The 26748-nt window shown below is 52.1% G+C and carries 27 protein-coding genes and 1 tRNA gene; 16 read left to right on the top strand and 12 right to left on the bottom strand.

The window, feature by feature from the left end; all coding sequences use genetic code 11:
- The first annotated feature begins 3 nt into the window (after nucleotides 1–3).
- The 6 genes from GZZ87_RS08120 (at nucleotide 4) to GZZ87_RS08145 (ending at nucleotide 2950) form a co-directional block, all read left to right on the top strand.
- On the top strand, nucleotides 4–549 hold the full coding sequence (locus GZZ87_RS08120) for a biopolymer transporter ExbD (protein ID WP_162027599.1): 546 nt from the start codon (nucleotides 4–6) through the stop codon (nucleotides 547–549).
- Complete coding sequence (locus tag GZZ87_RS08125) at nucleotides 549–1319, top strand: hypothetical protein (RefSeq protein ID WP_162027598.1); 771 nt, start codon at nucleotides 549–551, stop codon at nucleotides 1317–1319. The genes GZZ87_RS08120 and GZZ87_RS08125 overlap by 1 nt, the downstream gene beginning before the upstream one ends.
- A 114-nt stretch (nucleotides 1320–1433) precedes the next feature.
- Nucleotides 1434–1889: a cytidine/deoxycytidylate deaminase family protein gene (locus GZZ87_RS08130; RefSeq protein WP_162027712.1), complete on the top strand. Its 456-nt coding sequence runs from the start codon at nucleotides 1434–1436 to the stop codon at nucleotides 1887–1889.
- A gap of 13 nt (nucleotides 1890–1902) precedes the next feature.
- Nucleotides 1903–2475, top strand: a complete 573-nt coding sequence (locus tag GZZ87_RS08135; protein ID WP_162027597.1) for a YqgE/AlgH family protein — start codon at nucleotides 1903–1905, stop codon at nucleotides 2473–2475.
- 81 nt (nucleotides 2476–2556) lie between these two features.
- Nucleotides 2557–2682: a type B 50S ribosomal protein L36 gene (ykgO, locus tag GZZ87_RS08140; RefSeq protein WP_162027596.1), complete on the top strand. Its 126-nt coding sequence runs from the start codon at nucleotides 2557–2559 to the stop codon at nucleotides 2680–2682.
- 22 nt (nucleotides 2683–2704) lie between these two features.
- Entirely contained in the window at nucleotides 2705–2950 is a 246-nt protein-coding gene (locus tag GZZ87_RS08145) for a type B 50S ribosomal protein L31 (protein ID WP_162027595.1), read from the top strand.
- A gap of 275 nt (nucleotides 2951–3225) precedes the next feature.
- Here GZZ87_RS08145 and GZZ87_RS08150 read toward each other — a convergent pair whose 3' ends face one another.
- Nucleotides 3226–4902, bottom strand: a complete 1677-nt coding sequence (locus tag GZZ87_RS08150; protein WP_162027594.1) for a ComEC/Rec2 family competence protein — start codon at nucleotides 4900–4902, stop codon at nucleotides 3226–3228.
- Nucleotides 4903–4995: 93 nt separating this feature from the next.
- On the opposite strand from GZZ87_RS08150, the gene GZZ87_RS08155 reads away from it, so the two are divergent.
- From GZZ87_RS08155 to lpdA, 4 genes are all read left to right on the top strand, one after another.
- Nucleotides 4996–6348, top strand: coding sequence for a replication-associated recombination protein A (locus tag GZZ87_RS08155; RefSeq protein ID WP_162027593.1), 1353 nt, complete (start codon nucleotides 4996–4998; stop codon nucleotides 6346–6348).
- 127 nt (nucleotides 6349–6475) lie between these two features.
- Complete coding sequence (locus GZZ87_RS08160; RefSeq protein WP_162027592.1) at nucleotides 6476–6886, top strand: hypothetical protein; 411 nt, start codon at nucleotides 6476–6478, stop codon at nucleotides 6884–6886.
- Between the two features lie 6 nt (nucleotides 6887–6892).
- Nucleotides 6893–7384, top strand: a complete 492-nt coding sequence (locus GZZ87_RS08165) for a phage holin family protein (RefSeq protein WP_162027591.1) — start codon at nucleotides 6893–6895, stop codon at nucleotides 7382–7384.
- Between the two features lie 119 nt (nucleotides 7385–7503).
- Nucleotides 7504–8901 (top strand): dihydrolipoyl dehydrogenase, encoded by a 1398-nt coding sequence (lpdA, locus tag GZZ87_RS08170; protein ID WP_162027590.1) that lies wholly within the window; start codon nucleotides 7504–7506, stop codon nucleotides 8899–8901.
- A 169-nt stretch (nucleotides 8902–9070) separates the two neighbouring features.
- Here lpdA and GZZ87_RS08175 read toward each other — a convergent pair whose 3' ends face one another.
- The 5 genes from GZZ87_RS08175 to cls form a co-directional block, all read right to left on the bottom strand.
- Nucleotides 9071–9595: a hypothetical protein gene (locus tag GZZ87_RS08175; protein WP_162027589.1), complete on the bottom strand. Its 525-nt coding sequence runs from the start codon at nucleotides 9593–9595 to the stop codon at nucleotides 9071–9073.
- Nucleotides 9596–9602: 7 nt separating this feature from the next.
- Nucleotides 9603–10490, bottom strand: a complete 888-nt coding sequence (locus tag GZZ87_RS08180) for an ABC transporter permease subunit (protein ID WP_162027588.1) — start codon at nucleotides 10488–10490, stop codon at nucleotides 9603–9605.
- Complete coding sequence (locus GZZ87_RS08185; protein WP_162027587.1) at nucleotides 10483–11400, bottom strand: ABC transporter permease; 918 nt, start codon at nucleotides 11398–11400, stop codon at nucleotides 10483–10485. The genes GZZ87_RS08180 and GZZ87_RS08185 overlap by 8 nt, the downstream gene beginning before the upstream one ends.
- 44 nt (nucleotides 11401–11444) lie before the next feature.
- A complete protein-coding gene (locus GZZ87_RS08190) occupies nucleotides 11445–13103 on the bottom strand; it encodes a peptide ABC transporter substrate-binding protein (RefSeq protein ID WP_162027586.1) in 1659 nt (552 codons plus the stop codon).
- 98 nt (nucleotides 13104–13201) lie between these two features.
- Nucleotides 13202–14683 (bottom strand): cardiolipin synthase, encoded by a 1482-nt coding sequence (gene cls, locus GZZ87_RS08195; protein ID WP_162051170.1) that lies wholly within the window; start codon nucleotides 14681–14683, stop codon nucleotides 13202–13204.
- A 137-nt stretch (nucleotides 14684–14820) separates the two neighbouring features.
- On the opposite strand from cls, the gene GZZ87_RS08200 reads away from it, so the two are divergent.
- The 3 genes from GZZ87_RS08200 to GZZ87_RS08210 all read left to right on the top strand — a co-directional run bounded on the left by GZZ87_RS08200 (nucleotide 14821) and on the right by GZZ87_RS08210 (nucleotide 16953).
- The gene (locus tag GZZ87_RS08200; RefSeq protein WP_162027584.1) at nucleotides 14821–15588 is read left to right on the top strand and encodes a hypothetical protein; all 768 of its coding nucleotides are present in this window, start codon (nucleotides 14821–14823) and stop codon (nucleotides 15586–15588) included.
- Nucleotides 15589–15605: 17 nt separating this feature from the next.
- On the top strand, nucleotides 15606–16391 hold the full coding sequence (locus GZZ87_RS08205; protein ID WP_162027583.1) for an endonuclease/exonuclease/phosphatase family protein: 786 nt from the start codon (nucleotides 15606–15608) through the stop codon (nucleotides 16389–16391).
- Between the two features lie 118 nt (nucleotides 16392–16509).
- Nucleotides 16510–16953: a 23S rRNA (pseudouridine(1915)-N(3))-methyltransferase RlmH gene (locus GZZ87_RS08210; RefSeq protein WP_162027582.1), complete on the top strand. Its 444-nt coding sequence runs from the start codon at nucleotides 16510–16512 to the stop codon at nucleotides 16951–16953.
- Between the two features lie 203 nt (nucleotides 16954–17156).
- Here GZZ87_RS08210 and GZZ87_RS08215 read toward each other — a convergent pair.
- From GZZ87_RS08215 to GZZ87_RS08230, 4 genes are all read right to left on the bottom strand, one after another.
- A tRNA-Ser gene (locus GZZ87_RS08215) sits at nucleotides 17157–17247 on the bottom strand.
- A gap of 94 nt (nucleotides 17248–17341) precedes the next feature.
- Nucleotides 17342–18196 (bottom strand): glycine betaine ABC transporter substrate-binding protein, encoded by an 855-nt coding sequence (locus tag GZZ87_RS08220; RefSeq protein WP_162027581.1) that lies wholly within the window; start codon nucleotides 18194–18196, stop codon nucleotides 17342–17344.
- Between the two features lie 482 nt (nucleotides 18197–18678).
- Nucleotides 18679–18870 carry a DUF1289 domain-containing protein gene (locus GZZ87_RS08225; protein ID WP_162027580.1) on the bottom strand — a complete coding sequence of 64 codons (192 nt, stop codon included), beginning with the start codon at nucleotides 18868–18870 and terminating at the stop codon, nucleotides 18679–18681.
- Nucleotides 18871–19056: 186 nt separating this feature from the next.
- Nucleotides 19057–19503, bottom strand: a complete 447-nt coding sequence (locus GZZ87_RS08230) for a DUF5069 domain-containing protein (protein WP_162027579.1) — start codon at nucleotides 19501–19503, stop codon at nucleotides 19057–19059.
- A gap of 198 nt (nucleotides 19504–19701) precedes the next feature.
- Here GZZ87_RS08230 and GZZ87_RS08235 point away from each other — a divergent pair, with 198 nt between their 5' ends.
- Nucleotides 19702–20130, top strand: coding sequence for a hypothetical protein (locus GZZ87_RS08235; protein ID WP_244647999.1), 429 nt, complete (start codon nucleotides 19702–19704; stop codon nucleotides 20128–20130).
- 17 nt (nucleotides 20131–20147) lie between these two features.
- Nucleotides 20148–22739 carry a DUF4132 domain-containing protein gene (locus GZZ87_RS08240; protein ID WP_162027578.1) on the top strand — a complete coding sequence of 864 codons (2592 nt, stop codon included), beginning with the start codon at nucleotides 20148–20150 and terminating at the stop codon, nucleotides 22737–22739.
- Nucleotides 22740–22774: 35 nt separating this feature from the next.
- On the opposite strand, the gene GZZ87_RS08245 is transcribed toward GZZ87_RS08240, so the two are convergent.
- Both GZZ87_RS08245 and GZZ87_RS08250 read right to left on the bottom strand, forming a co-directional pair.
- Entirely contained in the window at nucleotides 22775–23629 is an 855-nt protein-coding gene (locus GZZ87_RS08245; protein ID WP_162027577.1) for a transglutaminase family protein, read from the bottom strand.
- A 584-nt stretch (nucleotides 23630–24213) separates the two neighbouring features.
- The gene (locus tag GZZ87_RS08250; protein WP_162027576.1) at nucleotides 24214–25551 is read right to left on the bottom strand and encodes a PEP-CTERM sorting domain-containing protein; all 1338 of its coding nucleotides are present in this window, start codon (nucleotides 25549–25551) and stop codon (nucleotides 24214–24216) included.
- Nucleotides 25552–26177: 626 nt separating this feature from the next.
- Between GZZ87_RS08250 and GZZ87_RS08255 the strand changes: the two genes are divergently transcribed.
- Nucleotides 26178–26657 (top strand): DUF1456 family protein, encoded by a 480-nt coding sequence (locus GZZ87_RS08255; RefSeq protein WP_162027575.1) that lies wholly within the window; start codon nucleotides 26178–26180, stop codon nucleotides 26655–26657.
- Nucleotides 26658–26748: the final 91 nt, after the last annotated feature.

Below are 26748 nucleotides of genomic sequence, written 5' to 3' on the forward strand. Positions count from 1 at the left end.
CGCATGAGTGCGCATGAAGAGAAGAGCGGGATCGATCTCGCTGCTCCTGTGGGGGAGTTTACCGCGTCATTCGGCTTGCTGGAGCGATTGAAGCGTCCAGAAATTAAGGTAGATTTTATTCCAGTGCTGGATCTGATGTTGTTGGCGCTGTTGATCAGTCTGTTGTTTACGCGATTTGTCATGCTGCCTGGTGTCCGAGTGAATCTGCCGGAGACGGAGTTGCGCATGCAGCATGATGCTTCGGAGGTCGCGGTGTTGACTATTGGCAACCAAGGCATGCTGTTTTTTGCGGGAAGTGTGTATGAGCACGGTTCGATTGAGCGAGCATTTCGAAAGCACTTGGAGGATCGCGACGAGCAGGTGTCTGTCTTGTTGGTAAAAGCAGAGGCTTCGATGGAGTTACAGTTGTTTTTGGATCTCTGCCGCATGGCTCAGGTTGCTGGGTTTGATGAGGTGCAAATTGCGGGCGACCAGGTGGAGGAACCTCTGGATCTGATCCCTGGAGATACGCTGCAACAGGGGAGTAATCTAGTGTTTCCTGTGTTGTGATGCCGAACGCGACTCAGCAACCCTCGAGTGCGACGCATCGCTCGCAGAAACTGATCTCACCGCTGTTGTGTGTCGGGTTGTTGTTTGGAGTGGCGCTACACCTTGCTGGGTTCTTGATCTTTCGTGTGATCTCTAGTCCGTTGCCGGATAGAGCAGAGGCGCGACCTTATGTGGAGTATGTTTCGGCTGGTTCCTTGGCGAGTGACCTCGAGTTGGAGGAACAAGCTGAGTTGTTTGATTCCGCACCATTGTTTATTCCAACTCATTGGAATGCCTCTCAGCTGACTTTTGTGGAGTCCGGGGATGTGCTGCGTGAGCAATTCCCAGAGTTTGAGCCGAACATTGAGCTGCAGCTTGAGTTGCAACCCTCGAGCTTTCTTGTGGTTGAGGGGGAGCAGGTCGATGATCCTCTAGATTTATTGGCGTCACGGTTTTGGCGCTTCTTCTCTGGGTTTGCGGAGTCTGCGGAGCGAGTGGAGGCATTTGCGGATGAGCCGCCACTGGCCGAGGTGTCTATCGTGGGGCAGCCGTCGCTACAACCGATCTCGATTCCTGCGATGCTGGATTACACGACCGCATCGCCAGTGGCGCGGCCTGTTCTGTATTATATACGTATGTCTGGGAGTGGCGCGGCGTTAAGTGCACCGACGCTGGGGCAGTCATCTGGGAATGAGGCGTTTGACCTCGCTGCGCTGAAATGGTTGCGCACTCCGGAGGTGCAGGGCTTGTTGCCGAAGGGGTATCTGGCTGTGAAGGTCTTTCCTTGGTAGTTGCCTGTCTTCGTTAACTTCACGATTGCGGATACGGCAATCTGAGCAATAAATGAATCTATTATGTGTAACGAATCTCAGTCATCTGATGCTCCTGAGCCTTCCGAATCTACGATGTTGAGCCAATTGGAGACCTTAACTGAATCGTGGGTCGAGCGCCCGTCGTGGGATGCTTATTTTATGGCGACTGCGCTGCTGATGGCTTCGCGCTCTAGTTGTGAGCGTTTGCATGTGGGCTGTGTAATCGTTTCGGGAGGTTCGCAGAAGAACCGTATCATCGCGGCCGGGTATAATGGCTTTTTACCTGGTGCACCGCATGCGTCGCGTGTGCGTGATGGGCATGAGCAGGCGACGGTGCATGCCGAGCAAAATGCGATTTGCGATGCAGCGCGGCGCGGTGTATCGCTTGAAGGCGCTACGGTGTATATTACGCATTTCCCGTGTATTAATTGTGCCAAAATCCTCGCGGCAGCAGGGATCAGTTGCATCAAGTATCACCGCGATTATCGTAATGATGAGTTGGTGAAAGAGATTCTAACTGAGAGCGGGGTTCGCCTCGGGCAGTTGTAGTTTAAGTCGTATTATGCGTTTTAATCCAGATGATCGTCAGAGTGATGAGGAGCAGCATCTTGCTGGTTCTTTGTTGGTGGCGCACCCTTCGTTGTTAGATCCGCAATTTAAACGCACTGTCGTGTTATTGACTGCGCATTCGGGCGAGGGGTCTTTAGGAGTGATCGTGAACCGTCCGCTGCATCAGACCCTGGGGCAGTATGATTCTGAGCTTGCTGGCTCTGAGTTCGCTGATGTGCCGCTTTATGTAGGCGGGCCAGTTGCGTGCGATCAGATGATTCTGGTTGCTTGGAAGTGGTCTGGAGAGGATGGCACATTTAAACTGTATTTCGGGATTGATGAGGCGAAGGCGCGCCAAATCCTACTGGATGACCCTCATTTCGAACTGCGGGGGTTTATTGGCCACTCCGGATGGGGCGAAGGTCAGCTCGAAGGTGAAATAGAGGCGGACTCTTGGGTGGTATCCCCCTTAAACCCTGATATCGAAAATGAGGAGGGGGATCCGGCTTGGCGCTCGATTTTATCTCAAGTCGGCCCTGAGATGCGCTTGCTCGCTGAGGAACCAGACGATCCGTCGGTGAATTGAAATTAACAGGCTTATTTCCGCGTTTGCCATTGACAGGAAGAAGCCTCGACCTTTTTTTCTCCAATTCTCTCTTTTCTTGTTATGAAAGTTGTATCTTCAATCAAATCTCTCAAAAACCGTCACCCGGACTGTCAAGTAGTTCGTCGCAAGGGTCGTGTTTACGTAATCTGCAAGTCTAACCCTCGCTTTAAAGCGCGTCAGGGATAGCTCAAACCTTTAGGACTTTACCGTGAAAGCTGATATTCATCCAAAGCTCAATCCTGTTGCATTCGTCGATGTCTCGACAGGCACTAAATATCTGACTCGCTCCACTATGCGTGGTAGCAAGACTGAAACAATCGATGGCGTTGATTACCAAGTGGTAATTTGCGACATTACTGCCGATTCGCACCCTGCCTTCACTGGTGAGAAGCGTTTCGTCGATACCGCTGGTCGCGTCGAGAAGTTCCAGAACAAGTTCTCTCGCCGTCGCTAAGACGCGAGTTAATCTCAGATCTCAATTTCAACAAAGCCCACTGCGTCTTGCAGTGGGCTTTGTTTTTTTGTGTTTAGAGGCGTGTTGTTAATCCTAGATTCAGGAGTTAGAAGCTAGGAGTCAGAAGTTAATCCTTGGTGATGAAACTCTTACAAACGTATTCGCTGCTGCCAATTTGGCGAATCGAAGATTCTTCATAAAACACTGATATTCAGCTCCTAACTACTGCCTTCTAACTTCTCTTTTTAAGTTAATAAAGCGTCAGGGTGCCGCTTTTACTGTGTCAGTAGGCCTGCTCCAACGGCGCTGATGATCACCAGTGGCGGGAGCCACATAGCGGCACGGCTGTGCAATCGCTCCGAGCGATGGTGGAACCATAGGAGTGCGGTGAAGTAGGCGGCCAGTGAGGCGTAGCTCAGTGAGGGCGGAAATCCTTCGCTCGGTAAAATGGCTCCGGGGATTTGTGCACAAAAGATTACAGATTTATCCATCAGGTAGATGACGACCCACGCGGAGTGGTTAAGGAATTCGGCCACCGGCGGCATGAGTGCAGTGGCACAGGCGAGTGAGATCACCCCGCCGCTGATCGCGATGGCGACCAAATTGACAAGTAGCATATTCAGCAGGATCGCACCAGGAGCGATGAATTCGAAAAGTCCTGCACTGAGCGGAGTGCTGGCCAGCCATGCAGAAAAGCTGATAGCAAAGAGCATAAGCACTTTATCGACCAAAAAGGCAAAGGCGCGTTGGCGGCGGTTCCAATCCTCTTCCGGTAGCCAGCGGTAGGGGTGAAAGTGGCGTGTTAAGCGTTCGTGCAGCGGCAGACCGAATAGTAAAATGCTAGCAACGACCGTGTAGGATAGTTGAAATCCGAGGCTCCAGAGCTGGTTCGGATTGATCATCAGCACGAAGACCGCCGAGGCAATCAAGGCCGCAAAGGGCGAACGTTGCCGTCGAAGGGCGTAACTGAGCCAGAAAAAAGTCGCCATTTGGAAGGCGCGCATGGCCGAGGGCGAACTGCCCGTGATTTCAACATACAAGTAGAGGAGTGGCAGTCCGATGAATGGCCGCAGCACCTGCGGCACACGAATCAGGAGTAGAAATTGCGCAATCACCGCTGCGATCACGCCGATATGTAGACCGCTGATGGCGAAAAAGTGCATGGTGCCGGTCATGCGGTAGCGCTCTATTTGTGCTTTGGTGAGCTCGATTTTACGCCCGAGCAGCATGGCGACGTAAACATTCGGTAGTTCGGATTCGGGGGGTGCGCCGAGGCGGAGTGTTTCCTGAAAGCGCTCATTCATCGTCGTGCAGAATTGATCAAAGGCTGCTGGTTCACGGAGGGTGTGGAGCTTACCAGTTCGATCGAAGCGGTAATGCACGCCAATATCTTTGAGGTAGGATTCGAAATCGTTGCCGTCCGCGTGCTTCGCTGGCGGTTGGATCGGGGTAAGCACGCCAGTGGTTTGCAGCTGTAATCCACGCTGGAAGTTGAGTGCCGATTCATCTTCGGGCTCCGCTTCTGTGCGCAACTTCATTCTAAAGTAGACCTGGTCACCCGGATGCATGCGGCTGGTAGTGGGAGCAGTGAGGACGCGAGCGATTCCGCTTGGCTGACCGTAGCGCTCGCCGAGATGCATGATGCGCACGATTTCAAGGGATAGCTGTGCTTCGCGTTCCGGCATCGCCAAATGATCGGGGGGTGGTGTCGATGGGAGGCGAATGTGCCCATACGCCCAGAAGCAGTAGACCGAACTGATGATGAAGCACAGCATCCATAGTTTGCGGAGCCTTTGGGTGCGTGTGAGTAAGAGCGTCGCAATGCTCCCGAGCAGCGCAGCAGAGAGGAGCAGTGGCAGCGGGGCGTCGATATGACGTGCCAGAATGAGGCCGAGCACCAGTCCTATGAGTAGCGCTAGCAGTGGCGCTCTGGCTGTAGTCGTTGCTTGCATTGGGGTATGGGGGCAGGGCGCTCGTGTTAGTGTGAATGTGTTCCTTTGCGTTCTAACTTGCAAGGCTGCGTTGTGCTGCAGATGGTAGCTGCGATGTCTGCAAATATTGAACAGGCCGGCTTTTTTGATGCCGAGAAGGACGCTCCCGAAGGCTCGGTGCTGCGCCCCTTGGCGGTGCGAATGCGTCCGCAGAATCTTAGTGAAATCATCGGGCAGGATCATATTGTCGGCGATGGCTGCTTGCTGCCGCGTCTGATTCAGGCAGATAACTTTGGTAGTTTAATTTTTTATGGCCCTCCGGGCTGCGGTAAGACCTCGATGGCTGAGGTGATCGCTGCTGAGACGCAGAGTAAGTTTGTGCGGATTAACGCGGTGCTCTCGAATGTGGCCGAAATGCGTGATATCCTGCGCATGGCACGCTACGAGCCAGATAAACGCACGATTCTCTTCATCGATGAGATTCACCGCTTTAATAAATCGCAACAGGACTTACTCCTGCCCGACGTCGAAGCGGGTAACATTCGGCTGATCGGCGCAACGACGCACAATCCCGGGTTTTATGTGAACCCACCGCTATTGAGTCGTAGCCATTTGTTTCGACTAGAGCCAGTGGACGTTGAGTCGGTTGCGACGGTGCTGGAGCGCGCGTTGTTGGATGCCGAACGTGGCTTGGGCACACATCGTTGCACGGCTGATGCAGCCGTCTATCAGGCTGTGGCTGACTTTTCTGGAGGCGATTTACGCCGAGCGCTCAATGCGATGGAAACACTGGTGCTCAGCCAGCCCCTCGGCTCGCATATCGACGCCGATGCGGTGGAGGTCTTTGCCCGCGAGCGTCAGATTCGCTATGATCGGGACGAGGATGAGCATTACGATCATGCTTCGGCCATGATTAAGAGTATTCGCGGTTCCGATCCGGATGCGGCGCTCTATTGGACCTTTAAAATGCTGCAGGGCGGGGAAGATCCACGTTATATCGCGCGACGCCTGACGATTTTAGCCTCAGAGGACGTGGGGCTGGCAAATTCTCACGCACTGACGGTGGCCGTGGCGGCATTTGAGGCGGCAGAGAAAGTCGGTATGCCTGAGTGTGAGTATAATCTAGCGCATGCGGTGCTGTATTTGGCGACTTCGCCAAAAAGTAACTCGGTGACGCGTGCGATGCATGCAGTCAAAAAGTCGCTACGAGACAGTCCGATTCAAGCGGTTCCGCTCTGGTTGCGCGATGCACATACTAAGACAAACAAGGCGCTTGGGCATGGCGACGGCTATCGTTACAGTCACGATTATCCCTCGGGAGTCTCCGGTCAGGAGTTTATGTTACAGCCACAACAGTTTTATGTGCCCGGCCATTCGGGTGCGGAAGCTGCTACGGCTCAACGCCTAGAACAGTTAAAAAAACTTAAAGCGGAGATTCAGCGCCGAGATGGCACTGAGCAGGATTGATCTCTGTGCTATTATCACTATATTAAAGCCTATGAAATTAAGAAATATTACCTCCTGTTTTGTGTTTTCTGCCTATGCCCTGTGCCTTTCGTTAGTTGCGGACGAGACTAAACCTGAGGTTTCCGCCGTGGAAATAGTCATTCCCACCGAGATTTCTGAGCCACCCTATGAGGTGGGAGAATTACCGTCCACGCAGGGCTATTACATCGAGCGCGATGATCAGACTGCTATCAATTTTCGGATTGTTGGTAATAGAATGCGCGTTTACTGGATCGATGAAAATGGTCTCATTGCTGAGCCAGAGTCGACCGGAGGCTCAGTCCGCCTGAAAGGGCAGCCTAAGATTCGGGATTTCTTTGGGCTATCACCCGTAAGTGGCGACGCAGGCCTAGGAAGTGCTGGAATTGTAAAGCCACCGCACCTTTTTATGGTCTATCTTAGTTTGGAGCAGGCCGACAGCAAAGAACTGGTGACTCACAGCTTTCGTTATACAATAGCGATGGACACGCCGGAACCAAACGCAGATTCGGCGAACTAAGTAGGCATGGATTTTAAGCAAATGCTCAAAAGTTGGGTCGTCGTAGCATTCGGCGTCCTGATTGCATCAAATACGGCCTCAGGGATACACTATGACAGTCGTGAAGCGCTGATCATCGTCGTGATCCTGCTCAGCGCGTGTAATGTCTTTATTAAGCCATTGCTCATGCTCTTCTCGTTGCCGTTCATTATTTTGACTTTCGGGATCGGGATATGGGTGATTAACGCTTTGCTCTTCCTATTTGTCGCAGCGCTCGTTAGCGGGTTTCACGTCGACAGTTTCGGTAGTGCGCTTTGGGGCGCATTGGTCGTCAGCATCACTAGTGGTATGGCGACGTTGCTCTTTGGTAGTCCAAATCAACGCCGTCGCGTGAATATAAACGTGGGGCGCGTCGGGCCTACGCCTACGCAGAACGCTGGTGCGCAGCCTCGCGGTCGAGCCGAGCCACGTCGGGCTAAGCCAGTCATCGAGAATGATGACGATGTCATCGACATTTAGTGCACCCAAGAATTTCGGCGCGGCATTGACGACAGGTGACTCCTCTGTTTTCTTCTCGTGCGTTTCGAGGATCGCCGCTCTTGCGGCATTATTTCTAGTAACTTTCAAATTACCAATTTATGTCAACTAACTCAAAATACGATCTCGTAGTGATCGGCGGTGGCCCCGCTGGTTACGCGGCAGCCATTCGCGCGGGGCAACTCGGTAAAAAAGTCGCCTGTGTTGAGCAGGAGCGCCCAGGTGGCACTTGCTTGAATTGGGGATGCATCCCGTCCAAGGCATTGCTGAAAAGCGCCGAACTCTTTAATAAGATCAATCATTGTGAAGACTTCGGTATCACAGTGAAGGGTGCTTCGTATGACTTTACTAAGATCATTCAGCGCTCTCGTGGAGTCTCCTCTACGATGGCGAAAGGCATCGAGTTCCTCTTCAAGAAGAACAAGGTCGATTACATCAAGGGTGTCGGCACGATTACTGTCCCAGGAATGGTCGAAGTCACTGACGGGCCGGATAAGGGTAAGATCCTTGTCACTGATAAGACGCTCATCGCGACTGGCTGTAAGCCACGCCAACTGCCTGATCTCGAAGTCGATGGCGAACGCATCATGACCTCCCGCCAAGCGCTGGAGATGAAGACACAGCCGAAGTCCATCGTGATCGTTGGCGCAGGTGCGATCGGTGCTGAGTTTGCGTATTTCCTCAATGCGTTCGGCACGAAGGTTACATTGGTCGAGATGCTCGATCAAGTGCTTCCAGTCGAAGACCACGAAGTCGCTGCAGTGGTTGAAAAAGAGTTTAAGAAGTCGGGCATCGATTGCCGCACTTCCACCGCGGTGCAAAACATCAAGGTTGCGAAAAACAACGTAAAGATGGATCTCGTTAAGGGAGACAAGACTGAGTCCATCACTGTAGATGCGGTGTTGATCGCGATTGGTGTCGTGGCGAATACGGCTGGTCTGCTTTCTCCGCGCACTAAGCTCGCGCAAGATCGCGGCTACATTACAGTCGATGCCAACTACGAATCATCCGTCAAGGGCATCTACGCTGCGGGCGACATCATCGGGCCGCCTTGGCTCGCGCACGTTGCGACTTATGAAGCGATCCAAGCGGTGCAAGGTATGTTCGGTCATGGTCAAGCAAAGCAGGTCACTGATTTCCCAGGTTGCACGTATTGCATTCCTCAAGTCGCTTCGATTGGTAAGACTGAGAAAAAGCTTAAGGAAGAAGGCGTTAAATATAAGGTCGGAAAATTTCCATTCATGGCATCCGGTAAGGCTGTTGCTTCTGGTGCACCTGAAGGCTTCGTGAAATTGCTTGTCTGTGAAGAGTATGGCGAAATCCTCGGCGCACACATCGTCGGTGGCGATGCGACTGAGATGATCGGTGAATACTGCCTCGGTAAGAAGCTTGAGGCGACTGCCGAAGAGATTCACAACACGATCCACGCACACCCGACGCTCAGTGAAGCGACGATGGAAGCCGCAGCAGCCGTCTTCGGCGAAGCGATCCACATTTAGTCGATTTCTTTAAATATTCTAAAGGCCGGACTTCGCATTGCGAGCTCCGGCCTTTTTTGTGGCAAGGACTACGAACGTAGGGGCTTTGCTTGCGAAGACCGCGCAAAGGCCACCCGCACGCGAAGTTTTGTAACGCCTACCACACTCGCGGGTGTCGCAAGCAACATCCCTACGACTCCGCCAGTGCAGCTTGCCAGACTGCGACTTCGTTGGAATGTCCGATGCATCCGAGTTCCGCTTTGATCGTGTGAAGATCCGGTTCTTCGATGCCTTGTGTCGGATCTCCAAGTAGAGATGGTCTGGCTTTGCAAATGAGTGCCCACACCGCCCATGCACGGGCACGGCGTAGTGCTTGGCGCTCACCGCGTAGACGTGTCGCTTGATGTTGAAAGCTGATGCGTGGATTGCCTGGGAAGTCATCGCTTTGGTGATTGGAGGCGATCCAATACAGCGCGGCGTAGGGGAGCGCCCAGTCCTTTAGGATGACAGCGCCTTCAGGGACGTCCGCATAGAGCGCCCGTGTGATTGCTAAAATGCTGCGCCCTGCGTGACCTTGCAGCCAGAGGGTGTGCCCATATTTGAGGGCCGTGTGGTAGAAGACCTCGCGATCGGCACCTTTCAGCTCGGTTAAGCAGCGATGCGTCATGTGTGCATCTGGCTGTGGCAAATGAGGACAGATTGACGGTGTATTCATTTCGTCACTACTTTGACTCTTTGGGGTCGAGCGCGTCGCGCAGCCCATCGCCGATGAAGTTGAGCGAGAAGATCGTGAGTGAGAAAAAGAGCGCTGGGAAGAAAAGCATCCACGGGTAGATGTCGATTTTTTCAGCACCATCACTGATGAGGATGCCCCATGAACTCATTGGAGGTTGCACGCCGAGCCCGAGGAAACTGAGGACTGACTCAAGGAGGATGACTGCGGGAATCGTCAACGTGGTATAGACGATTACGGGGCCGAGTAGGTTGGGCAGGATGTGTCGCAACAGAATATGGCTTTGCTTGGCGCCACTGACGATGGCTGCGTCGACAAAGGTTTGTTTGCGTAGTGCGCGTGTTTGACCACGCACGATACGAGCCATCGTTAACCATTCGACCGCACCAATGGCCATGAAAATGAGAAAGATGCTCTTTTTGTCGAAGGTGACGGTCAGGATAATGACCATCATCGTAAATGGGAGCGCATAGACGGCATCGACAAAGCGCATCATAGCGGCTTCAGTCGCACCGCCGCGGTAGCCCGCGAATGCTCCGTAGCTGACCCCGATGATGAGTGCGATGAGCGTCGCGGCGAAGCCGACACCGATGGAGATTTGACCGCCAGTGAAAATGCGCACCATCAGATCGCGGCCGAGGTCGTCTGTGCCGAACCAGTGCTCGGCCGACGGGCCTTGCGCGCCATAGGCGAGGTCTTGCTGGTCGAAACTATAGCTACTCAGTGACGGGCCGATTAAGCAGAGTAGTGTGATACAGATGAAGATCGTGCCACCAATCTGTGCCATGCGGTTATGCTTGAGCCGATCCCATGCGTCTTGGCCTAAGGATTTCGAGGCGACTGAGCTCGCCGCTGCTTCGCGTCGTTGCTTAATCATTACGTGTCCTTGGGTTGAGCCACATTTGGATGATGTCGACGAGCAAGTTGAAGCCGATGATCAAGGTCGCGTAGAAAAGCACCGTGCCCATGACCATGGTATAATCACGATTGAGCGCGGCATTGACGAAAAACGGCCCGAGGCCGGGAATGAAGAAAATCGTTTCGACCACAAAAGATCCGCTAATCAACCCGGCAGCCGCTGGCCCCATGTATGCAACAACCGGATACAACGCAGTGCGCAGTGCGTGCCGCATGACGACCGCTCCCTCTTTCAGTCCTTTGGCGCGCGCGGTGCGGATGTAGTCGTGCTTCATGACATCGAGCATGCCGCTGCGTGAGAGGCGTGCGATGTAGGCGGCATAGAATAGGCCGAGTGTAACTGCAGGCAGCACGCGGTCGCTGGCATAGCTCCAGCCCAGTGGATTGAACCAACCTAAGTGAAGGCTGAAGACCATCAGCAGGATCGGGCCGATGACAAAGGACGGCAGGCAAATGCCAATCATTGCGACGCCCATCAGTCCGGTTTCGGCGGGCTTGTTATGTTTGAGCGCTGCGATGGTGCCGATGGGGATGCCAAGTGCCAATGCGATGAGCAGCGCCCAGAGCCCGAGTTCCAATGAAACCGGGAAGGATTGTGCAATGATCTCTTGCACATCCCAACCTGGGTATTTGTAGGAGGGGCCGAGGTCGCCTTTGAATAGATTGACGAAGAAATGGTAGTATTGCTGGTAAAGCGGTTGGTTCAGTCCGTAGTGCGCTTCGATCTGTTCTTTAATCTCAGGCGGCAGTTTTTTCTCGTCGTCAAAGGGGCCACCTGGCGCGAAGCGCAAGAGCACAAACGTGACTGTGGCCACGACCCACAATGTGGGGATGGCTTGGAGTAAACGTCTGGCGATGAGGGTGAGCACGGGGAGAATTAGGAATTAGGAATTAGGAATGTGGAAAATGTGACTTAATTCTGAGGTTGAGCGTTCGACGTTGGATGTTCGACGTTCAACGAGATCGCTTGGTAGGGATGGTTGTCGAGTAGGCTAGGATACCAGCCTTGCACGGAGGGTGCGATCAAGCGGCTGGTGACGTAAAAGTAGAGCGGGATGACTGGCATTTCATCGAGCAGCAGTGCTTCGGCTTTTTGGAATATCGCTTTGCGCGCTTCGATATCTGGTGTGTGAGCGGCTAGAGTAATCAGGCGGTCATATTCGGCGCTACTCCAGTTCGTGTGGTTGTTGCCGTTCTCGGTTTCGCCTAGGCTGAGGAAGGTGTTGGGGTCGTCGTAATCGCCAAACCATGAGGCACGTAAAATGTCGAATTCGCCTGCCTCGCGAGTAGAGAGGTAGGCCTTCCATTCTTGGTTGTGTAGCTCGATCTCGATGCCCAACTCGCTTTTCCACATTTGTTGAATGGCGACGGCGAGTGCGCGGTGGGATTCGCTGGTGTTGTAGAGTAGTTCGAACTTCGGGAAACCTTTGCCTTCGGGAAAGCCTGCTTCGGCGAGCAGTTGTCGCGCGAGTTCGGGATCGTAGGGCAGTCGCGCTTCGGCATTGTAGCCACCGGTGTTGGGCGGGGTGAAGTGGTAGGCTGGTTGTTGGCCCGCGCGCAAAATGTGTTCGGTGATTTTCTCGCGATTGATGCTGTAGGCGAGGGCTTTGCGCACACGGACATCAGCGAGTGCGCCATGCGCGGTATTGAGCATGTAGTAGTAGACGCCAAGCGTGGTATCGAAGCGCAGGCTGTCTGGTTGATGCTCGCGATACCAATCGAGTCGATGAATCGGCACGGTGCTGGAAACGTGGAGATGTCCTTTGCGGAAGGAGCGTTCTTCGGCTTGGGGATTGATCGGTAGGAAATGAATACCATTGAGCTGCACACTCGCTGGATCGCGGTAGTGTGGGTTGCGGGTGGCGTAGATCTCGTTGTTGAGTTTCCAGCTGGTGAGCTGAAAGGGACCGTTGCCGACGAAGTTTCCTGCCTTGGTCCATTTGGAGATACGGTCGGTCATCGAGCCATGCTTCAGAATCGTTGGCGGATGCACGGGCCACCATGTGTTATGTGCGAGCAAGCTGAGGAAGTAGGGGGTCGGTGTTGATAGCTCGATCACGAGCGTATTGGCGTCTGGTGCGTGTGCGCCGACCTCTGAGAAGTCGGTGAGCTCGCCTGTATTAAACGCCTCGGCTCCGCGCATCGGGTAGAGCATATACGCATAGGGTGCGCCGAGCAGTGGGGTGAGGATACGCTCGAAAGAGAATAGGAAGTCTTGAGCAGTCACTGGCTCGCCGTTGGACCAGCGCCCATTCGGGTCGAGCTTAAAAGTATAGGTGAGGCCGTCTTCGGAAACTTTCCACGATTGTGCGGCGCCAGGTTCCGGAGCCATCGTCTTGGCATTCAATGTGGTGAGGCCTTCTAAGAAGGCGACCATCACCGAGTATTCCGTGAGCCCTGTGGTAATGTGTGGGTCGAGCGCCGAGGGTTCGGTGCCTAGGCCAATGAAGAGTTCTTGGTCTCGGTTCCCCGCCTCAATATTGGTCGTTTTGCGTGCGCAACCAGCGAACAGTCCGAGCAGGCTGATGCTGAGTAGTAGTGCGCAAATTCGCTGAATTTTCGAGAAGACCATGGTAGTCTTTTCGATACGTGGGCGACTGCGTGCGGGCAAGGCGAAACGACGTCGGGGTGCGAGATGGTCGTAATTGATTCCCAGCTCTGCGACGGCTTTTACAGCAGCGGGACGAGCAGGTGCACGAGGCTTTCGGTGAACTTCGCAGGCATCAGCTGTTTGTCGGCGGTGGCCTCTGCGTAGGTGATGCTGTCTTCGATGATCCCCTGCGCCCATTGCTCCAGCTTTTGAATGTCCTGTGGAGTGTAGTGTAGCAGCGCGATCTCGAAATTTACGAATAGCGAGCGCATGTCGATATTGGCGGAACCGACGAGGCCGACTCTGCCGTCGGCTAAGATGACTTTACCATGCAGCATGCGCGGCGTGTAGAAGAGGATCTCGACGCCCGCTTGGTTCAACTTGCGCAGGTAGTGGTGGCGTGCGATGTCGGCAATGGAATGGTTCGACTGCAGTGGTAGCACGAGGCGAATATAGCGTCCTGTGTGTGCTTTCACGATGAGCGATTGAAAGAGCACTTCATCGGGAATGAAGTAGGGCGTGATGATCGTCAGGTTCTGCTTGAACTCTTGGATGATACGGATGATTTGCTCCCAGAGTGGGTCGTTCGGGACGTCCGGGCCACTGGCGATGACTTCGATGGTGCTGTCGCCGGCTTCCTCGGGGACGTGACAGAGGATTTTTCTGTGTTTTGTAGGTGATTCTTTGGCGGCAAATGCCCAGTCCGCCAGAAAGGTGCGGGTGAGGTGGGCGACCGCTGGCCCCTGGGTCACTACGCTGAAATCGGTGAAGCGCTCGGGCGTCGGCGTTGCTCCCATAAAGCGCATGTCGAGGTTTTGGCCACCAGTGATGGCTCGGTAGTTGTCGAATATGGCGATCTTGCGATGATTACGGAGATTCGAGGAAATCTGCGTCTGGATCGGCAGCACAGGCATGAACATCGCTACGTGGCCGCCAGCCTTGCGTATTTTGTAACGTGCGGCGCGGGTCTGATTCCAGCTGCCGAGCGAGTCGAGCAGGAGGCGCACAGTGATGCCCTCGGCGGCGCGTTTTGCTAGGAGATCGACGATTGTATTCCCCGTGGCATCGCGGCTCAAGATGTAGGTGGCGATATGGATGGTGTGCTCGGCCTTCTCAATTTCCGCGCAGATTCGGTGAAAGGCAGTCTCGCCGTCGGGCAATAGTTTGAAATGGTTACCTGTGGTCACTGTGTTGCCGCCTTCGTAGGCGAGCATGTCATGTGGTCGTGGTCGCTGGGCGTGTAACTCGTCGGTTAGAGCCCGCGCGGCTTCGGCGATTTCGCGTTTAATACGCGATGATTTACGGCTTTTACGTCCGCCGAACATAAAATAGAGCGGCACGCCCACGAGCGGGAAAAACAGGACGAGAAAGAACCACGCGAAGAAGTTGCTGGGGTTACGTTTCTCCGTCAGCACGCGGCGGATGATGAGTAAGGCGAGGATGAAACCCACCACAGTTGTGGCATTTGCTACGAAAAACGCCAACGCTCCGCCCAACCAAGAGGTGAGGGGGATGATTAGCTGTTCATTGAGCCATGCCCACATAAGCGTTACTGTAATCAATAAAGCAGGGCAGACGAGCCTTTACGCGAGTTGCTTCCAATCATTTTTCGCATAAGTTGAATACGAGGTTGTCCCTGCTGCCAGAATTCGTTGAGTGAAGGGCTTTTCCCAAAGTTACATTATTAAAGAGAATTTTTATGACAGCTGAATCCAATCCCAACGGCGGGCAACCGCAGCAAGTTAATCTCCAGCAAATCGCCCAACAGTTCATGTCCGGGCTACAGCGCCATTTCGACATGTTGGCGTTTAATCTCGCTTCGCGAGAGGCGGTGCAGGAAGAGACTTACAATCAACATGTGAATGCGCCCCGCATCATGCCAGCGGCTCCACGCCACCAAAACTTTGAACAAATGCAGGCCTATGCACGCGATCTTCTCGTGCGTCAGGTGATTGGAGATTCCCTGAATTTGACCGTGACTGCGATGAACAACGCGCACTTCTTCCTCGCTCTGGTGAAAGCCACGAATGCGAATAAGGACGTGACGCCTGATGCGCAGAAGGCGGCACAAGAGTCGCAGCAAGCATTCATCCCAGCTCAACTCGACGAGAAATTTAACCGCCTGGAGAAGGATTACGGCATCATGTGCGAGCTAGAGGATAGCATTACCTCACTTGGTTTCGTGATGCAGATTCTGATGCAACAGAACGGTGTCGTTAAAGCCGAGCAAGTCGATGAGCAAGGCGAACTTGCTATCGAACTGAAGTCCGTCGAGATCCAAGAAGCCGCTGTCGAAGGGCAGCCTCAGGGCAAGCTGGTTGACCTGCGTAAGGTATTCCGCGCAGAGGATATCGTGTTCTTCAGTGATGTAGAGCTTCAGCTTGTGCTGGTTTCTGTCGCATCCTTTGCGGATTCACTATTTAAATCCGTAGCTGAATACGCGCGCTCCGTTCAAGAAGGCGCGTAGTCACCACCTCATTGCTTATGTCACCTCGTTCGCTCCGCATCCTTACGCTCAATATAGCGCATGGGCGTGGGCTTTCGACGTATCAGGGCTTTCATGGTGCACGGGGAATCGAGCGTAATCTCATGCGTATCGCTCGATTGCTCAAGCGCGAGGGGGCAGATATCGTGGCAATGCAGGAGGTCGATGAAGACTCGCATTGGAACAAGCGTATCCATCTGCTCGATTTCTTAAAAGCCGAGGTAGGCTATGAGCACAGTCATCTCGGCGTGCATAATCGTCGAGGTGGCCGTTTGCCGCTGGCTTATGGCAATGGTGTGTTATCGCGCTTCCCTATAGAGCATGCCGATCATCGAGCCTTTGGCACCGCAGAGCTCGGCGAGAAAGGCTTTCTCTACACTGAGCACACCCTGCCGCACGGGCATCTGCCAATCGTCAATCTGCATCTCGACTATAAATCACGACTGCGCCGGCTTGAGCAAATCGAGCGGCTCATCCTATTTTTAGAAGAGCGCCATGCCCAACGGGGCGGCGAGACGTATCTATCGCCGATCGTCTGCGGCGATTTCAATAGCCGGTCTGGCAAACCCAACGACGCCGTTGCGCATTTATTTAATTATTTGGAAGAGCGCTGCGCCTATCAGCTCTATCCGATCAAAGGCCGCACCTTTCCCTCGCTCATGCCCATTCACGGCTTGGACTTCATTCTCGTGCCACCCAGCTATAAGGTGCGGCATTGCGAGATCCTCCGCTCCTATGTGAGCGACCATTGCCCCGTCCTTGTTGATCTGGAGATTCCCGACTAAACAGAGTAGAAGCGGCATCCTGCCGCTTGAGCATTTGATTAAGTGGCAGAGATCTCGCCTCATTCTCATTCACTGTCAGTCTCCGCACTCTCACCTTCACTACCACTTTCACTCTCTCATGTATCGTTACACCATCATTGCCATCGGCCGAATGAAGAACAAGCCACTGCTAGCGCTCACCGATGACTTTTCAAAGCGTCTCAAGCGATCTGGCAATTTTGAGCTGATTGAGCTCAACGATGGCACAGTCGAGAGCGAGGGCGAACGCATTCTCGATGCCTTAGCCAAGCGCAAAGGTGCCCGCATCTACGCAATGGCTGAAGAGGGCAAGACCCGCACCTCCGCTGGCCTCGCTAAAGAGTTGCTCAACCTTCAGGGGCAACCCGCCGTTTTCATAATCGGCGGGGCATATGGGCTCAGTCCCGATGTCAAAGCAAAGGCAGATGTTCTCTTTGCCCTCTCACCGCTCACGTTTACGCACGAAATCGCCCGTATGCTACTCTGCGAGCAGCTCTACCGTGCCGTATCGATCAATGCCGGTTCTAAATACCACCACGTCTAGGAGGTCGCGGCGTGCGTCCCGCACGCCATCCGTCAGAGTCAGTCCTTCATCTTAATCCTACTCATCATCTTATTCTTAATCTAAGGGCGTATCCATTGAGGATTATGAGTAAGAGTCGGATTATGATTAATACGAGCGGCAGACCGCTCAATCTTGTCACTCAGGCAAAAGAAAACCCGCTCGTTAGAGCGGGTTTTAAAAGGTGGCGGAGAAGATGGGATTTGAACCCATGGAACCCTTTTGAGGCTCACTTCTTTAGCAAAGAAGCGCTTTCGGCCACTCAGCCACTTCTCCATACCAATGGAGACGAAGAAAGCGGCCTTTTCAGTAAGATCAACCCTTATTTACGAGGAATATTAAGAAATATAACGAATCCCTGAAAATCTGCCTAAAAGACCTTTTGCCACCACTTCTTTTCTGGGGCAATCCATGCCTCGATGATCTCGGGGTGATCCATCATCCACTTGCGGGTGACTTCTTTCGCGGTGCTCTGACTATCATGGACTTCCAGTAGGAGGGCGTTGAGCTGATCTTCCGTCAGTGCGAAGCGTTTAAGGAAGCGATTCGCGTCCGGTTGGTCTTCAGCAAAGCCAGGTCGCGCAAATTTTCGGATGCCGTCGGGCTGATAAACATTTCTCGTATCGACCAACATCTTGAGGTCGTAGCGAGCGAACATCCAGTGTGGTGTCCATGCTGTCACGACGATTGGTTCGTTTGCTGCAATCGCTTTATCCAACGCCGTGGTCATTGCGTCTGTGCCCGCGCTGACTTGTGTGAAGTCTAGCTCGTATTCGTTAATCGCGCGCTTAGTCATCTTGGTGAGTCCCGCGTCCACCTCGATGCCGATTATTTTGCCGCCAAACAACTCTCGGTTGTTATTGAGTTGGTTGATATTCGTAATATCGACGTAACTCGGCACCGCCAAGCCGATATGTGTCTGTTCAATAATGGTGCCTAGCCGTTCCAAGCTGAATGAGTGTTCTTTCCAGTAGGAGGCATGCGTGAAGGGAAGCCAGGCATCCAGATAGACATCCTGCTCGCCCGCTGCGACTGAATCGTAAATCACTGCGGGTTCTGCCAGTGTCAGTTCGACGGTATACCCCATTTTTTCTTCTAGCACGACTGCGGCCAAGTTCGTTAATACCACACCTTCAGGCCAGTCGGGATAAGTGATTTTTACAACATTCGCGAGTGTTGGAAGTGCTAAGAGTGAGCAGGAGAGTAGGGCAGCTAGGATTTTCATATGTAAATATTTTGTATAAAAATCGAGCAAACTCAAACGTAGAACGTTATTTTTTGGTTCATCGTCGTGTAGCGGGATGGCTGTTGAGGCTCCCCGCGCACTGGGGAATCTCTGATTCAAAATTGTGGTGTATACTTCTCCTGCTATGGCAGGCGAGCATGGATTCGATAGCGCAAACAGGCTTTCTCCGAGAAGCCCGTGCCACACCAGTGAACTGGAGAACCATCTCAGAACAAACAATGCCGAAGCGACCACTCACGCTAATCGGCGCGGAAGCTTTTTTAGGGGGTGAGCACCTTCTCTCCTTTATTTGGTAGTGACTGCGCTTGCGCAGGTCTGTGTGAAATCGCTTAGAAGTCAGCTTGATTGCGCATCCAGGGTGCGAGTCAATTCGCACACTGCGCCCATACATGTCACGGGAGTCTCGGACTGCGAGATATGTGGAATTATGAAACGGTATTTAGGCGAACCATCGCCCTTTATTAGGCTTCCGCTTTACGCTGTTGGCAACGCACCAAAATATCTCGCTTACGGGATTCGCTCAGCCGTGCCCAATCGATAATCTCGTCGATCGTCCGATAGCAACCTGTGCAGATGTTCTGACGGTCGGTCACGCACGCATCGGTGCATGGGCTTGCGACTGGTGTGCTGGTTGATGTAAGCGGGCGGTTCATTCTGAATTCAGGAGTTAGAAGTAAGGAGTCAGAAGTTAGTCTTTGGTAATGAAGTGCTTAGGGCGTCGTCTGCCGAGCGCAGCGACACTCAACCAATTGCGAGCGGCAGAGACTGCATAAATCACTGATGATCAGCTCCTAACTTCTGTCTTCTAACTTCTAACTACTCTTTTTAGGTTCGTAGCGCTAAATGCGCTGCTCTTCGATGTCATAGACGTCGAACCAGTTGTAAACGATTTTATTAGATGGAATGAACTCTGCAATGTAGCCTTCGAGGTATACCTGCAGTTCAATCGGCATTTCGCTAATTCGCTTGAAGCGTAGATCGTTGTTCCATTGGACCAAGGCCTCCTGTGTGTGATCGGCTGCGTTGGCTTGTATCCATTCGGCGACGGCGGCGTCATCGGCACCAGTTGCGACAAAGGCCTTAAAGTCCTCCGCTGAGATCTCTGCGAATTGGAGAAAAAGTTGGTCGAGCGGGCAATCGAAGTGATACTCGCCTGCGGTTCCTGCGATCACGGCGCGGCATTTATCCAGCGTGCGTCCTGCGATCACGTAGCCGCCAAGCGTTGCGCGCGGACTGCGTGGAAATGTGTTACTGAGGTCGAGTGCGTTTATTTCTGGTTTTGTCATATTGGATAGGAGAGTGCTCGTGGGAGTGATCTATTCCGTATTATTTGAGCCATTGGATCTATCGTAATACCGACAGGCTTAAGATACAGGTATCGCTGATGGCACTTTCGCGTCAATTAGTTCACTTGTAATCAAGTAGTTGACGTGTGACTCTAACGACTATTTGATCGGATTAATCTTAGACTTGGAGGAAACCATATGGCTACAATTACAATATGCGATGAGCGCGTCGGGAGTGAGAAGGAAGTAGTCCTGACTCTGAATAGTTTGACTGAAACACTGACGGTTCGAGAGTTGATTCGTCAGCGCGTATATCAGGAAGTGGAGGATTATAATCGTCAGCTGATTGAAGCTCCGAGCGAACCATTGAGAAAGCTATTAGTTACGCCGACGAAGGAAGAACAGCACTTGAATTCCAAGGCGAGTAAGATTGCGAAAGGGAGAGTGACATCTCGTAGGGCGATTGATTGGGAGCTACAATTCCAAGAGGCATGTAAGGCCTTTGAGAGAAATGGATTCTTTGTTTTAGTCGGAGATTGTCAGGTCGAAAGCTTGGATCAGGCCTTTAGCGTAAAGGTCGATACAGATGTAACATTTATAAAATTGGTGGCGCTAGTCGGCGGTTGAACAAAAAGGATAATTAGATGCTTAAGCGACTCTTTGGAACGAAACCTGTAGAGGTGAGTGAACTCACCGGTTTGTTGAACCTCTACCTATGCCCTATTGAAGCCGAGGATGGTTGGCTTTGCGAGGAACTGGTTCGCTTAGAGCCTAAGTTTAAGGAGTTGTTGGAACTGGATACTACGCGGCAGGCCGAGTTGCTCTTGTTGGTGGCGTGTGCGATTTCAAAAAAATCCATATCGAATCAAGCCCCCTATCAATTGCCGAATCGTGATCGTTCGACTAATCTTCGGGCTCGTTTCTTGGTTTCCGCTTTGCTTCGGCGTAAGCAATCATTGAATGAGTCGCAATTTACTAAATTGTGCGTGGCATTGATTGAGTTAGGTGGTTTTCCGTGGGTAGATCCACGGGCGTATTTTCCTGCGTTTGCAAACAGATACCTGAAAGCTCAAGGATCATTTACGGATGAACAGATCAAGCTGCTAAAGGAGTTGATTGAACATTTTGATGGTGAGAATGTCGATTCACGTAAATGGGCAAAGAAATTGAGAGAGCTTGTTTTAGAGGAAGGCGAAGCACCTCTTGTTCGGATTCTTAGAAATGGTGAGGTTTTCGCGAATCAGTTATTGGATGATCTCGAGGCGATGTCGGATGCCGCACGAGGGCAGTGGGCACATTTATTGGATCACGCGAGTAATTGTAGTGCGGGGAAGCCTACTAAGAAATGGGAGAAGCGGGCATGTGAATTGATCGGTGAAGTCGGAGAGGAGCGCTTTGCGCAGTTTTCCGAGCAATGGTTGCTGCTTGTTGATAAGCCAGCACTTGAAGTTCGTGAAATAAAATATGGTGGGAGCTATTCGGTTCAGTTCGATCCGATGTCATTCTCTGAGCCGAACCTGGATGCATTGAAGGGGCTGGCATGGATGTCTGGGCTCGTTAATGTCGATGAGCTCACTCGGGCGTTGGGATTTGTCGGAGTCAGCGCTTACAAGAAAATTCCAGGGATTGGGCCTCGGGCGACGCGTTTGGGTAATGCCTGCGTCTGGGCGTTGGGAAATGTCGGCTCCGAAGCTGCGTTGTCTCAATTGGCGATGATGAAGGTTCGCGTGAAATTTGGAACTGCGCAGAAGAGTATTGAGAAAGCGCTACAGCGTCTCGCAGATCAAGTGGGTGTCTCTACGGATGAACTGGAGGAAATGAGCGTGCCGAGTTATGGACTGACAGATGTCGGACGGATGGAGGAGTCGCTAGGCGATTATACGGCTGTTCTTGAGGTCGTCGGACAGAAGCCGGTTCTGAGCTTTCTCAAACCAGATGGTAATCCGCAGAAAACGCTTCCAGCTTCATTGAAGCAGAATTTCGCGGATGATATTAAGGAGATCAAGGGAAGCGCAAAAGATCTAGAGAAGATGTTGGTCGCTCAAAAGGAGCGTATTGATAATTTGTTTTTGCTCCAGAAATCGTGGCCTTTGCCGCTGTGGAGGGAACGCTATTTAGACCATCCCGTCGTAGGGGTCTTAGCGCGACGGTTGATATGGTCGTTTGAAAGTGAATCGGAAGATCTAGCTGTTAACGGAATCTGGTATGAGGGCACTCTGCGAAATTCATCGGGAGAGGAGTTAAGCCTTCCAGCAGATGCGGTCGTTCGGCTATGGCACCCGATTGAGAGTGCAATTGATGAGATTGTGGGCTGGCGAAGCTGGTTGTTTGAACACCTGATTCAACAACCGTTTAAACAGGCGCACCGTGAGATTTATTTATTAACCGATGCGGAGCGAACGACAGGGACGTATTCAAATCGTTTTGCTTCGCACATGTTGAAGCAGCACCAGTTCAATAGCTTGTGCGCGGTTCGTGGTTGGAAGAATCGGCTACGGCTCATGGTGGATGATGAGTATCCGCCAGCGTTTAAACTGTTACCTCAGTGGGGGATTCGTGCGGAATACTGGGTCGAGGGTGTTGGAGATGACTATACCGAGGAATATGTTCTAGAGTCAGGAGCCTACCGATATTTAGCGACTGATCAGGTTCGGTTCTATCGTATCGATGCCGAACAGGCCACTGCGCACGCTGGAGGCGGAGGTTATAGTGGCGGTTATCATCAAGAGCTTGAGGAACCGTTGGCGGTGGAGTCGATTCCAGCAATTGTGCTCAGTGAGATTTTGCGTGACGTAGATTTGTTCGTCGGTGTGACTAGCGTCGGAAACGATCCCAATTGGGTGGATGGTGGTCCAGAGGGGGCGCATCGAGACTATTGGCAGAGCTACTCGTTTGGTGAACTTGGGGAAAGCGCAGAACTACGTAAGCAGATGCTGGAGTTACTATTGCCGCGTTTGAAAATAGCCAAGCAGTGTAGTCTGATTGGTAAGTTCTTGGTGGTGGAGGGCTCTGTCAGAACTTACAAGATTCACCTAGGGAGTGGAAATATCCTGATGGAACCGAATGATCAGTATTTGTGTATTGTTAAAGCACCAGCTCGGGCAAAAAAATCCGAAGTCTTTCTGCCATTCGAGGGAGATGGAAAGATGGCGATGATTTTATCCAAAGCATTTTTGTTAGCTGCAGATGATAAGATCAAGGATAGCACAATCCTATCACAGATCAGGCGTCAGTAGCTTAGGAGATCATAACAGCGGCACTCATGTCGCTGCTACGCTTCACTCACGTCCACCTGGACATGCAGTTCGGTTGACACTTTGCTGCTCGACATAAAAAAGCCGGCAACTGGGGGAATTGATTCGGCATGACGATGCACAGCGGTCGCAATATGCGCACTCCCCGTTACCAGTCCGCTGGTATTATCAAATCCGATCCAGCCGGCTCCTGGCAAATAGACTTCCGACCATGCATGGGTTGAGCCGTGTTGGGTCGATCCGGGGTTGTGCAAGTAACCGCTCACAAACCGCGCTGGCAGGCCGAGGTAGCGACATGCTTCGATAAAAAATGCGGCGAAGTCACGACAACTGCCGGTCTTTAACTTCAGAGTCTCTGTCGGGTTTTGCACTCCCGCCTCTTCTCGCATCCCATACATGAAGTCACTGACGATCGCCTTGTTCATCCGATCCAATAGCAGAAACGTCTCAATCGACTGACCGGGTTGCCAAAAGCGAGCCACCCAAACTTTCAGGCTGCGCGTCTCATTCGGCCAAGTATGTGTTGTATAGGGCAACAAATCCAAGCGATCTTCCGGCTCCATCGGAAACGGGAAGGTCACCGCCCGATTGTCCACGATGAAATTTAAAGGGCTTGAACTGTAATGCTCGATGACCACCTCACTTTCGATTCGCAAGTGATCCGACGCCTCCTCTAACGTCAATAATCCAACCGAATTACCATAAATATCACGATGCCACTTTACCTTGTGCGCCGGACTCACATTCAACAGTGAAGACGCGATACGTATATCATGCCCCTCACGTGGTCGCAGCAATAAGCGATGCTCGGAAAAATTGACCGATTCCGAAAATCGATACTCAGTCAGGTGGCTAATTTTTACGCGCTTCATTGTGCGCAAATATCACTGCTCTCTGCCGAATAGCAAGCTATGACCACGCTCCGCCGATCGAGGACCTTTAACCTAGATTCGGCAGTAGGCTTAGGTTCAATTTTATAAATTACGAATCCTCACTAATTTACGCGAATCTGACAGGTCGCCAAAATGGCGAAGAGCTTCTTACTCTTAGCTCACATCCATGAGCTATATAAGTATTTGTGAGCATGCGCTTTCTGGGATTTATTCGCGTGGATCTGCGTAGATTGCTACGCCATCTACGGCAGACCTCCGTCGTAGTTTTAACTCACCTTTTTAGGTTTAAAGAGTTACGAAATGACTCTTTCGCAATTCACAGAGCAACTGATCTCCCTTCACAGTCTCGCTACAGTTCAATGGCACAGGCTTCTCGCAGAGAGCCTTAGGCATGTTCTCTCCTGCAAGCGGCATGAAGCATACTCCACACTTAACAGCCATATGTGCTAGGCCACAAATGCCGATCTCGCTAAAGGACAATGAGCCGAAAAAAGGCCGCACCCTAGGGCGCGGCCTTGAAATTAAATTGAACCAATCAGAAGTCCGACCGTGGCAGCATCGAACTAGCGACGGCGACGAACGGTCACAAAGCCGAGCTTTAACAGGCCCGCAAGCAATGCATAGGCACTTGGCTCAGGAATGGTCAAGATGTTCAAGGTTACATTATTATCTCCACCAACACCGAAGCCTTGAACTATCTCCCAATCGACTCCCTCAACGCCCAAACCAGACACCGCAATATTTCCAGACTCAATGATTGATGTTAGGTTAGCTGAAGTAAATAGGTCGAAGGATGCAATCCCACCCGCATAAGCAGATCCATCTACATTTAGAGTGACCGCTGATAGCCCCATAAATCCAGTATTGGTGACCGTTTCAACTCCGTCATCATCAAAGGTGAAATTAAACGTAGCAGTGCGAGTGTTAACAAGATTTAGATTGTTCATTTCGATTGAAGTGGTTGCATCACCGACAATGTTGAAGATTGCTAAGCCATTTGTAATCACCTGACCCGCTGCGACAGAAAAACTACCACCACTGATCGTCACTTCACCATTGAATTGAACCGTATCATTACCTGCTGTCTGCCCTGTCACGATGAAATCGCCTCCAGCGATGTTCAGTTTGCCTGAGCCAGTGCCGGTCGCATTTGTCGTGCCACCACCCGCTGAGTTCTCATTGACCGTAATACTACCTGAGGTCAGATTGATGTCACCACCATCAGCCTTCAAAGCGCCGGCTGTGGCAGATGCCCCACCAGTGACTGTCACAGCACCGCCGTTCACATTGAAACTGCCGCCAGTCACCGAAATTTGATTCGTGCCAGTCGCGAGAGTTCCACCAGTGACATGTGTGGTTCCAGCATTGGTAAACGCCCCAGTGGTAGTCACTGCGCCAGTGCCATTCACAGTCATGACGCTGCCAGTTTTCACCGCTATCGTTGTAGACATCAAGGACCCTGAACTAACCGTCGCCGTGCCGTTCTCATTGATATTTAGTGCTTCAGTGGTAAGTGCTCCGCCCTGAACCTTAAGATCACCCGCGTCTAAAGCCGCGGAGACGGTGAGAGTGGCGGTTGTCAACGAACCGCCAGAGTTAACTTCCAAAAAAGTTTCTGGTTGACCGCTGGCAGTATTGGCGATGATCACATCTCCTGCAGCAACGGAAATAGTGGTGTCCACTTGGACCACTTTGCCTTGATTAATAATCGCGAGGTCACCGGCGGAAGCCGCTGGCACAAGCCATGTGCCATCCTCAAGAACAGTCGCATTGGCCCAATTTTGCTCCCAGTTGGTTGTGCCTGGTCCGACCGTGACAGTCGCAGCTGAGCCGACAGCAGGAATCGCCAAGCCGCAGACCAGCGAGGCAGTGAGTATTTTTGTAATGGGGGTTCTTTTCATGATTTTACTTAGTTTTGGGGGATTGTGTTCGTTTAAAATAATATGCCCAAAATAGGCTTCCGCATATCCCAATATGTTGGGGGATAGCGTAATAATGTTAGTATTAATATCAGATCACCATCTCGACTGCACCATGCCCACAGTTCCGCCTCCGTGGAGCACCAGGCTCCGTTCAATAGTCCATCTTTGGCATCTGCGCCGACAGCTTCAAAATAACCAAGATGAGGCATACTCATTCAGCATATAATACTGCGGTGCCTGATGATTTGTAAAAGTGCAGGGACTCATGCTTAACGATCGATTGTCCAGTGCACCTCCGAGTTGATTACGTGAGTGGCCGTGCTCGAGGCTCTAGCGCCCAACGTCAGCAGCTGGACGCGGATGCGTTTCGATTGAGCTGACGTATCTCAGTAATGCGCGTGGTGCAGATACGCGAACTTCAAGGGCAGCGCTTTACGCTGAGTGAGATCAAGGGCCGGCTCGAATCGTAAGTGAACTGGGGGCTGTCCTTAGGGGGGGGGATTCAAAGCTTTACGGACTGAATCCTTCGCAAATCTCTGCAAATGATGACTGGCGTCTTTTCTTAATTCAGCTCAGAAACGACGAACCCAACAATACGAAATAGAATGACAAACAACGAAGTGATGAGGAGCGTGCGCTATGCGCTTGAAGCAAAAAACAGAGAAGTGGTCGCAATGATCAAAGCTGGTGGCATGGAACTGTCGGTTCTCGAGGTCGTCGATCTCCTCAAAAACGAAGAGGAGGAAGGATTTCTGGAGTGCCCCGCAGAAACCATGCACGCCTTTTTAGATGGACTGATCTATGAATGTCGTGGGCCGAGCGATGGCCCCGCTAAAAAGTTCTCCACGGCTACCATCAATAATAACATGATCCTTAGAAAGTTACGGATCGCCTTTGAAATGAGAGATATCGATGTCGTCGATATACTCAGAGACGTAGGGTTTACAGTCTCAAAAAGTGAAATAACGGCACTTTTTCGAGCACCCAACCATCGGCATTATATGGAGTGTGGAGATCAATTTCTCCGTAATTTTCTCAAAGGGATCACTCGCCGATTTCGGGAAAGTGAGGCGGGAGAGGGTTGAGGGAGGAGAGAGCTGAGGGTGGAGACTTGAGAGCTGAGACGTGATACAGGCATTGCTACGCCATCTCCGGCAGACCTACGTCCTGCCTGTT

The organism is Lentimonas sp. CC4 (genome assembly GCF_902728235.1).
Taxonomy (GTDB): domain Bacteria; phylum Verrucomicrobiota; class Verrucomicrobiia; order Opitutales; family Coraliomargaritaceae; genus Lentimonas.

Bases quoted from the DNA above. Each gene is read 5' to 3' on its own strand.
- GZZ87_RS08210 (WP_162027582.1), top strand. From the start codon at position 16,510: ATGTATCGTTACACCATCATTGCCATCGGCCGAATGAAGAACAAGCCA.
- GZZ87_RS08125 (WP_162027598.1), top strand. From the start codon at position 549: ATGCCGAACGCGACTCAGCAACCCTCGAGTGCGACGCATCGCTCGCAG.
- GZZ87_RS08220 (WP_162027581.1), bottom strand. From the start codon at position 18,196: ATGAAAATCCTAGCTGCCCTACTCTCCTGCTCACTCTTAGCACTTCCA.
- GZZ87_RS08130 (WP_162027712.1), top strand. From the start codon at position 1,434: ATGTTGAGCCAATTGGAGACCTTAACTGAATCGTGGGTCGAGCGCCCG.
- GZZ87_RS08250 (WP_162027576.1), bottom strand. From the start codon at position 25,551: ATGAAAAGAACCCCCATTACAAAAATACTCACTGCCTCGCTGGTCTGC.
- ykgO (WP_162027596.1), top strand. From the start codon at position 2,557: ATGAAAGTTGTATCTTCAATCAAATCTCTCAAAAACCGTCACCCGGAC.
- GZZ87_RS08190 (WP_162027586.1), bottom strand. From the start codon at position 13,103: ATGGTCTTCTCGAAAATTCAGCGAATTTGCGCACTACTACTCAGCATC.
- GZZ87_RS08165 (WP_162027591.1), top strand. From the start codon at position 6,893: ATGGATTTTAAGCAAATGCTCAAAAGTTGGGTCGTCGTAGCATTCGGC.
- GZZ87_RS08255 (WP_162027575.1), top strand. From the start codon at position 26,178: ATGACAAACAACGAAGTGATGAGGAGCGTGCGCTATGCGCTTGAAGCA.
- GZZ87_RS08150 (WP_162027594.1), bottom strand. From the start codon at position 4,902: ATGCAAGCAACGACTACAGCCAGAGCGCCACTGCTAGCGCTACTCATA.
- GZZ87_RS08225 (WP_162027580.1), bottom strand. From the start codon at position 18,870: ATGAACCGCCCGCTTACATCAACCAGCACACCAGTCGCAAGCCCATGC.
- GZZ87_RS08230 (WP_162027579.1), bottom strand. From the start codon at position 19,503: ATGACAAAACCAGAAATAAACGCACTCGACCTCAGTAACACATTTCCA.
- lpdA (WP_162027590.1), top strand. From the start codon at position 7,504: ATGTCAACTAACTCAAAATACGATCTCGTAGTGATCGGCGGTGGCCCC.
- GZZ87_RS08135 (WP_162027597.1), top strand. From the start codon at position 1,903: ATGCGTTTTAATCCAGATGATCGTCAGAGTGATGAGGAGCAGCATCTT.
- GZZ87_RS08155 (WP_162027593.1), top strand. From the start codon at position 4,996: ATGTCTGCAAATATTGAACAGGCCGGCTTTTTTGATGCCGAGAAGGAC.
- GZZ87_RS08200 (WP_162027584.1), top strand. From the start codon at position 14,821: ATGACAGCTGAATCCAATCCCAACGGCGGGCAACCGCAGCAAGTTAAT.
- GZZ87_RS08235 (WP_244647999.1), top strand. From the start codon at position 19,702: ATGGCTACAATTACAATATGCGATGAGCGCGTCGGGAGTGAGAAGGAA.
- GZZ87_RS08205 (WP_162027583.1), top strand. From the start codon at position 15,606: ATGTCACCTCGTTCGCTCCGCATCCTTACGCTCAATATAGCGCATGGG.
- GZZ87_RS08245 (WP_162027577.1), bottom strand. From the start codon at position 23,629: ATGAAGCGCGTAAAAATTAGCCACCTGACTGAGTATCGATTTTCGGAA.
- GZZ87_RS08240 (WP_162027578.1), top strand. From the start codon at position 20,148: ATGCTTAAGCGACTCTTTGGAACGAAACCTGTAGAGGTGAGTGAACTC.
- GZZ87_RS08180 (WP_162027588.1), bottom strand. From the start codon at position 10,490: ATGATTAAGCAACGACGCGAAGCAGCGGCGAGCTCAGTCGCCTCGAAA.
- GZZ87_RS08120 (WP_162027599.1), top strand. From the start codon at position 4: ATGAGTGCGCATGAAGAGAAGAGCGGGATCGATCTCGCTGCTCCTGTG.
- GZZ87_RS08175 (WP_162027589.1), bottom strand. From the start codon at position 9,595: ATGAATACACCGTCAATCTGTCCTCATTTGCCACAGCCAGATGCACAC.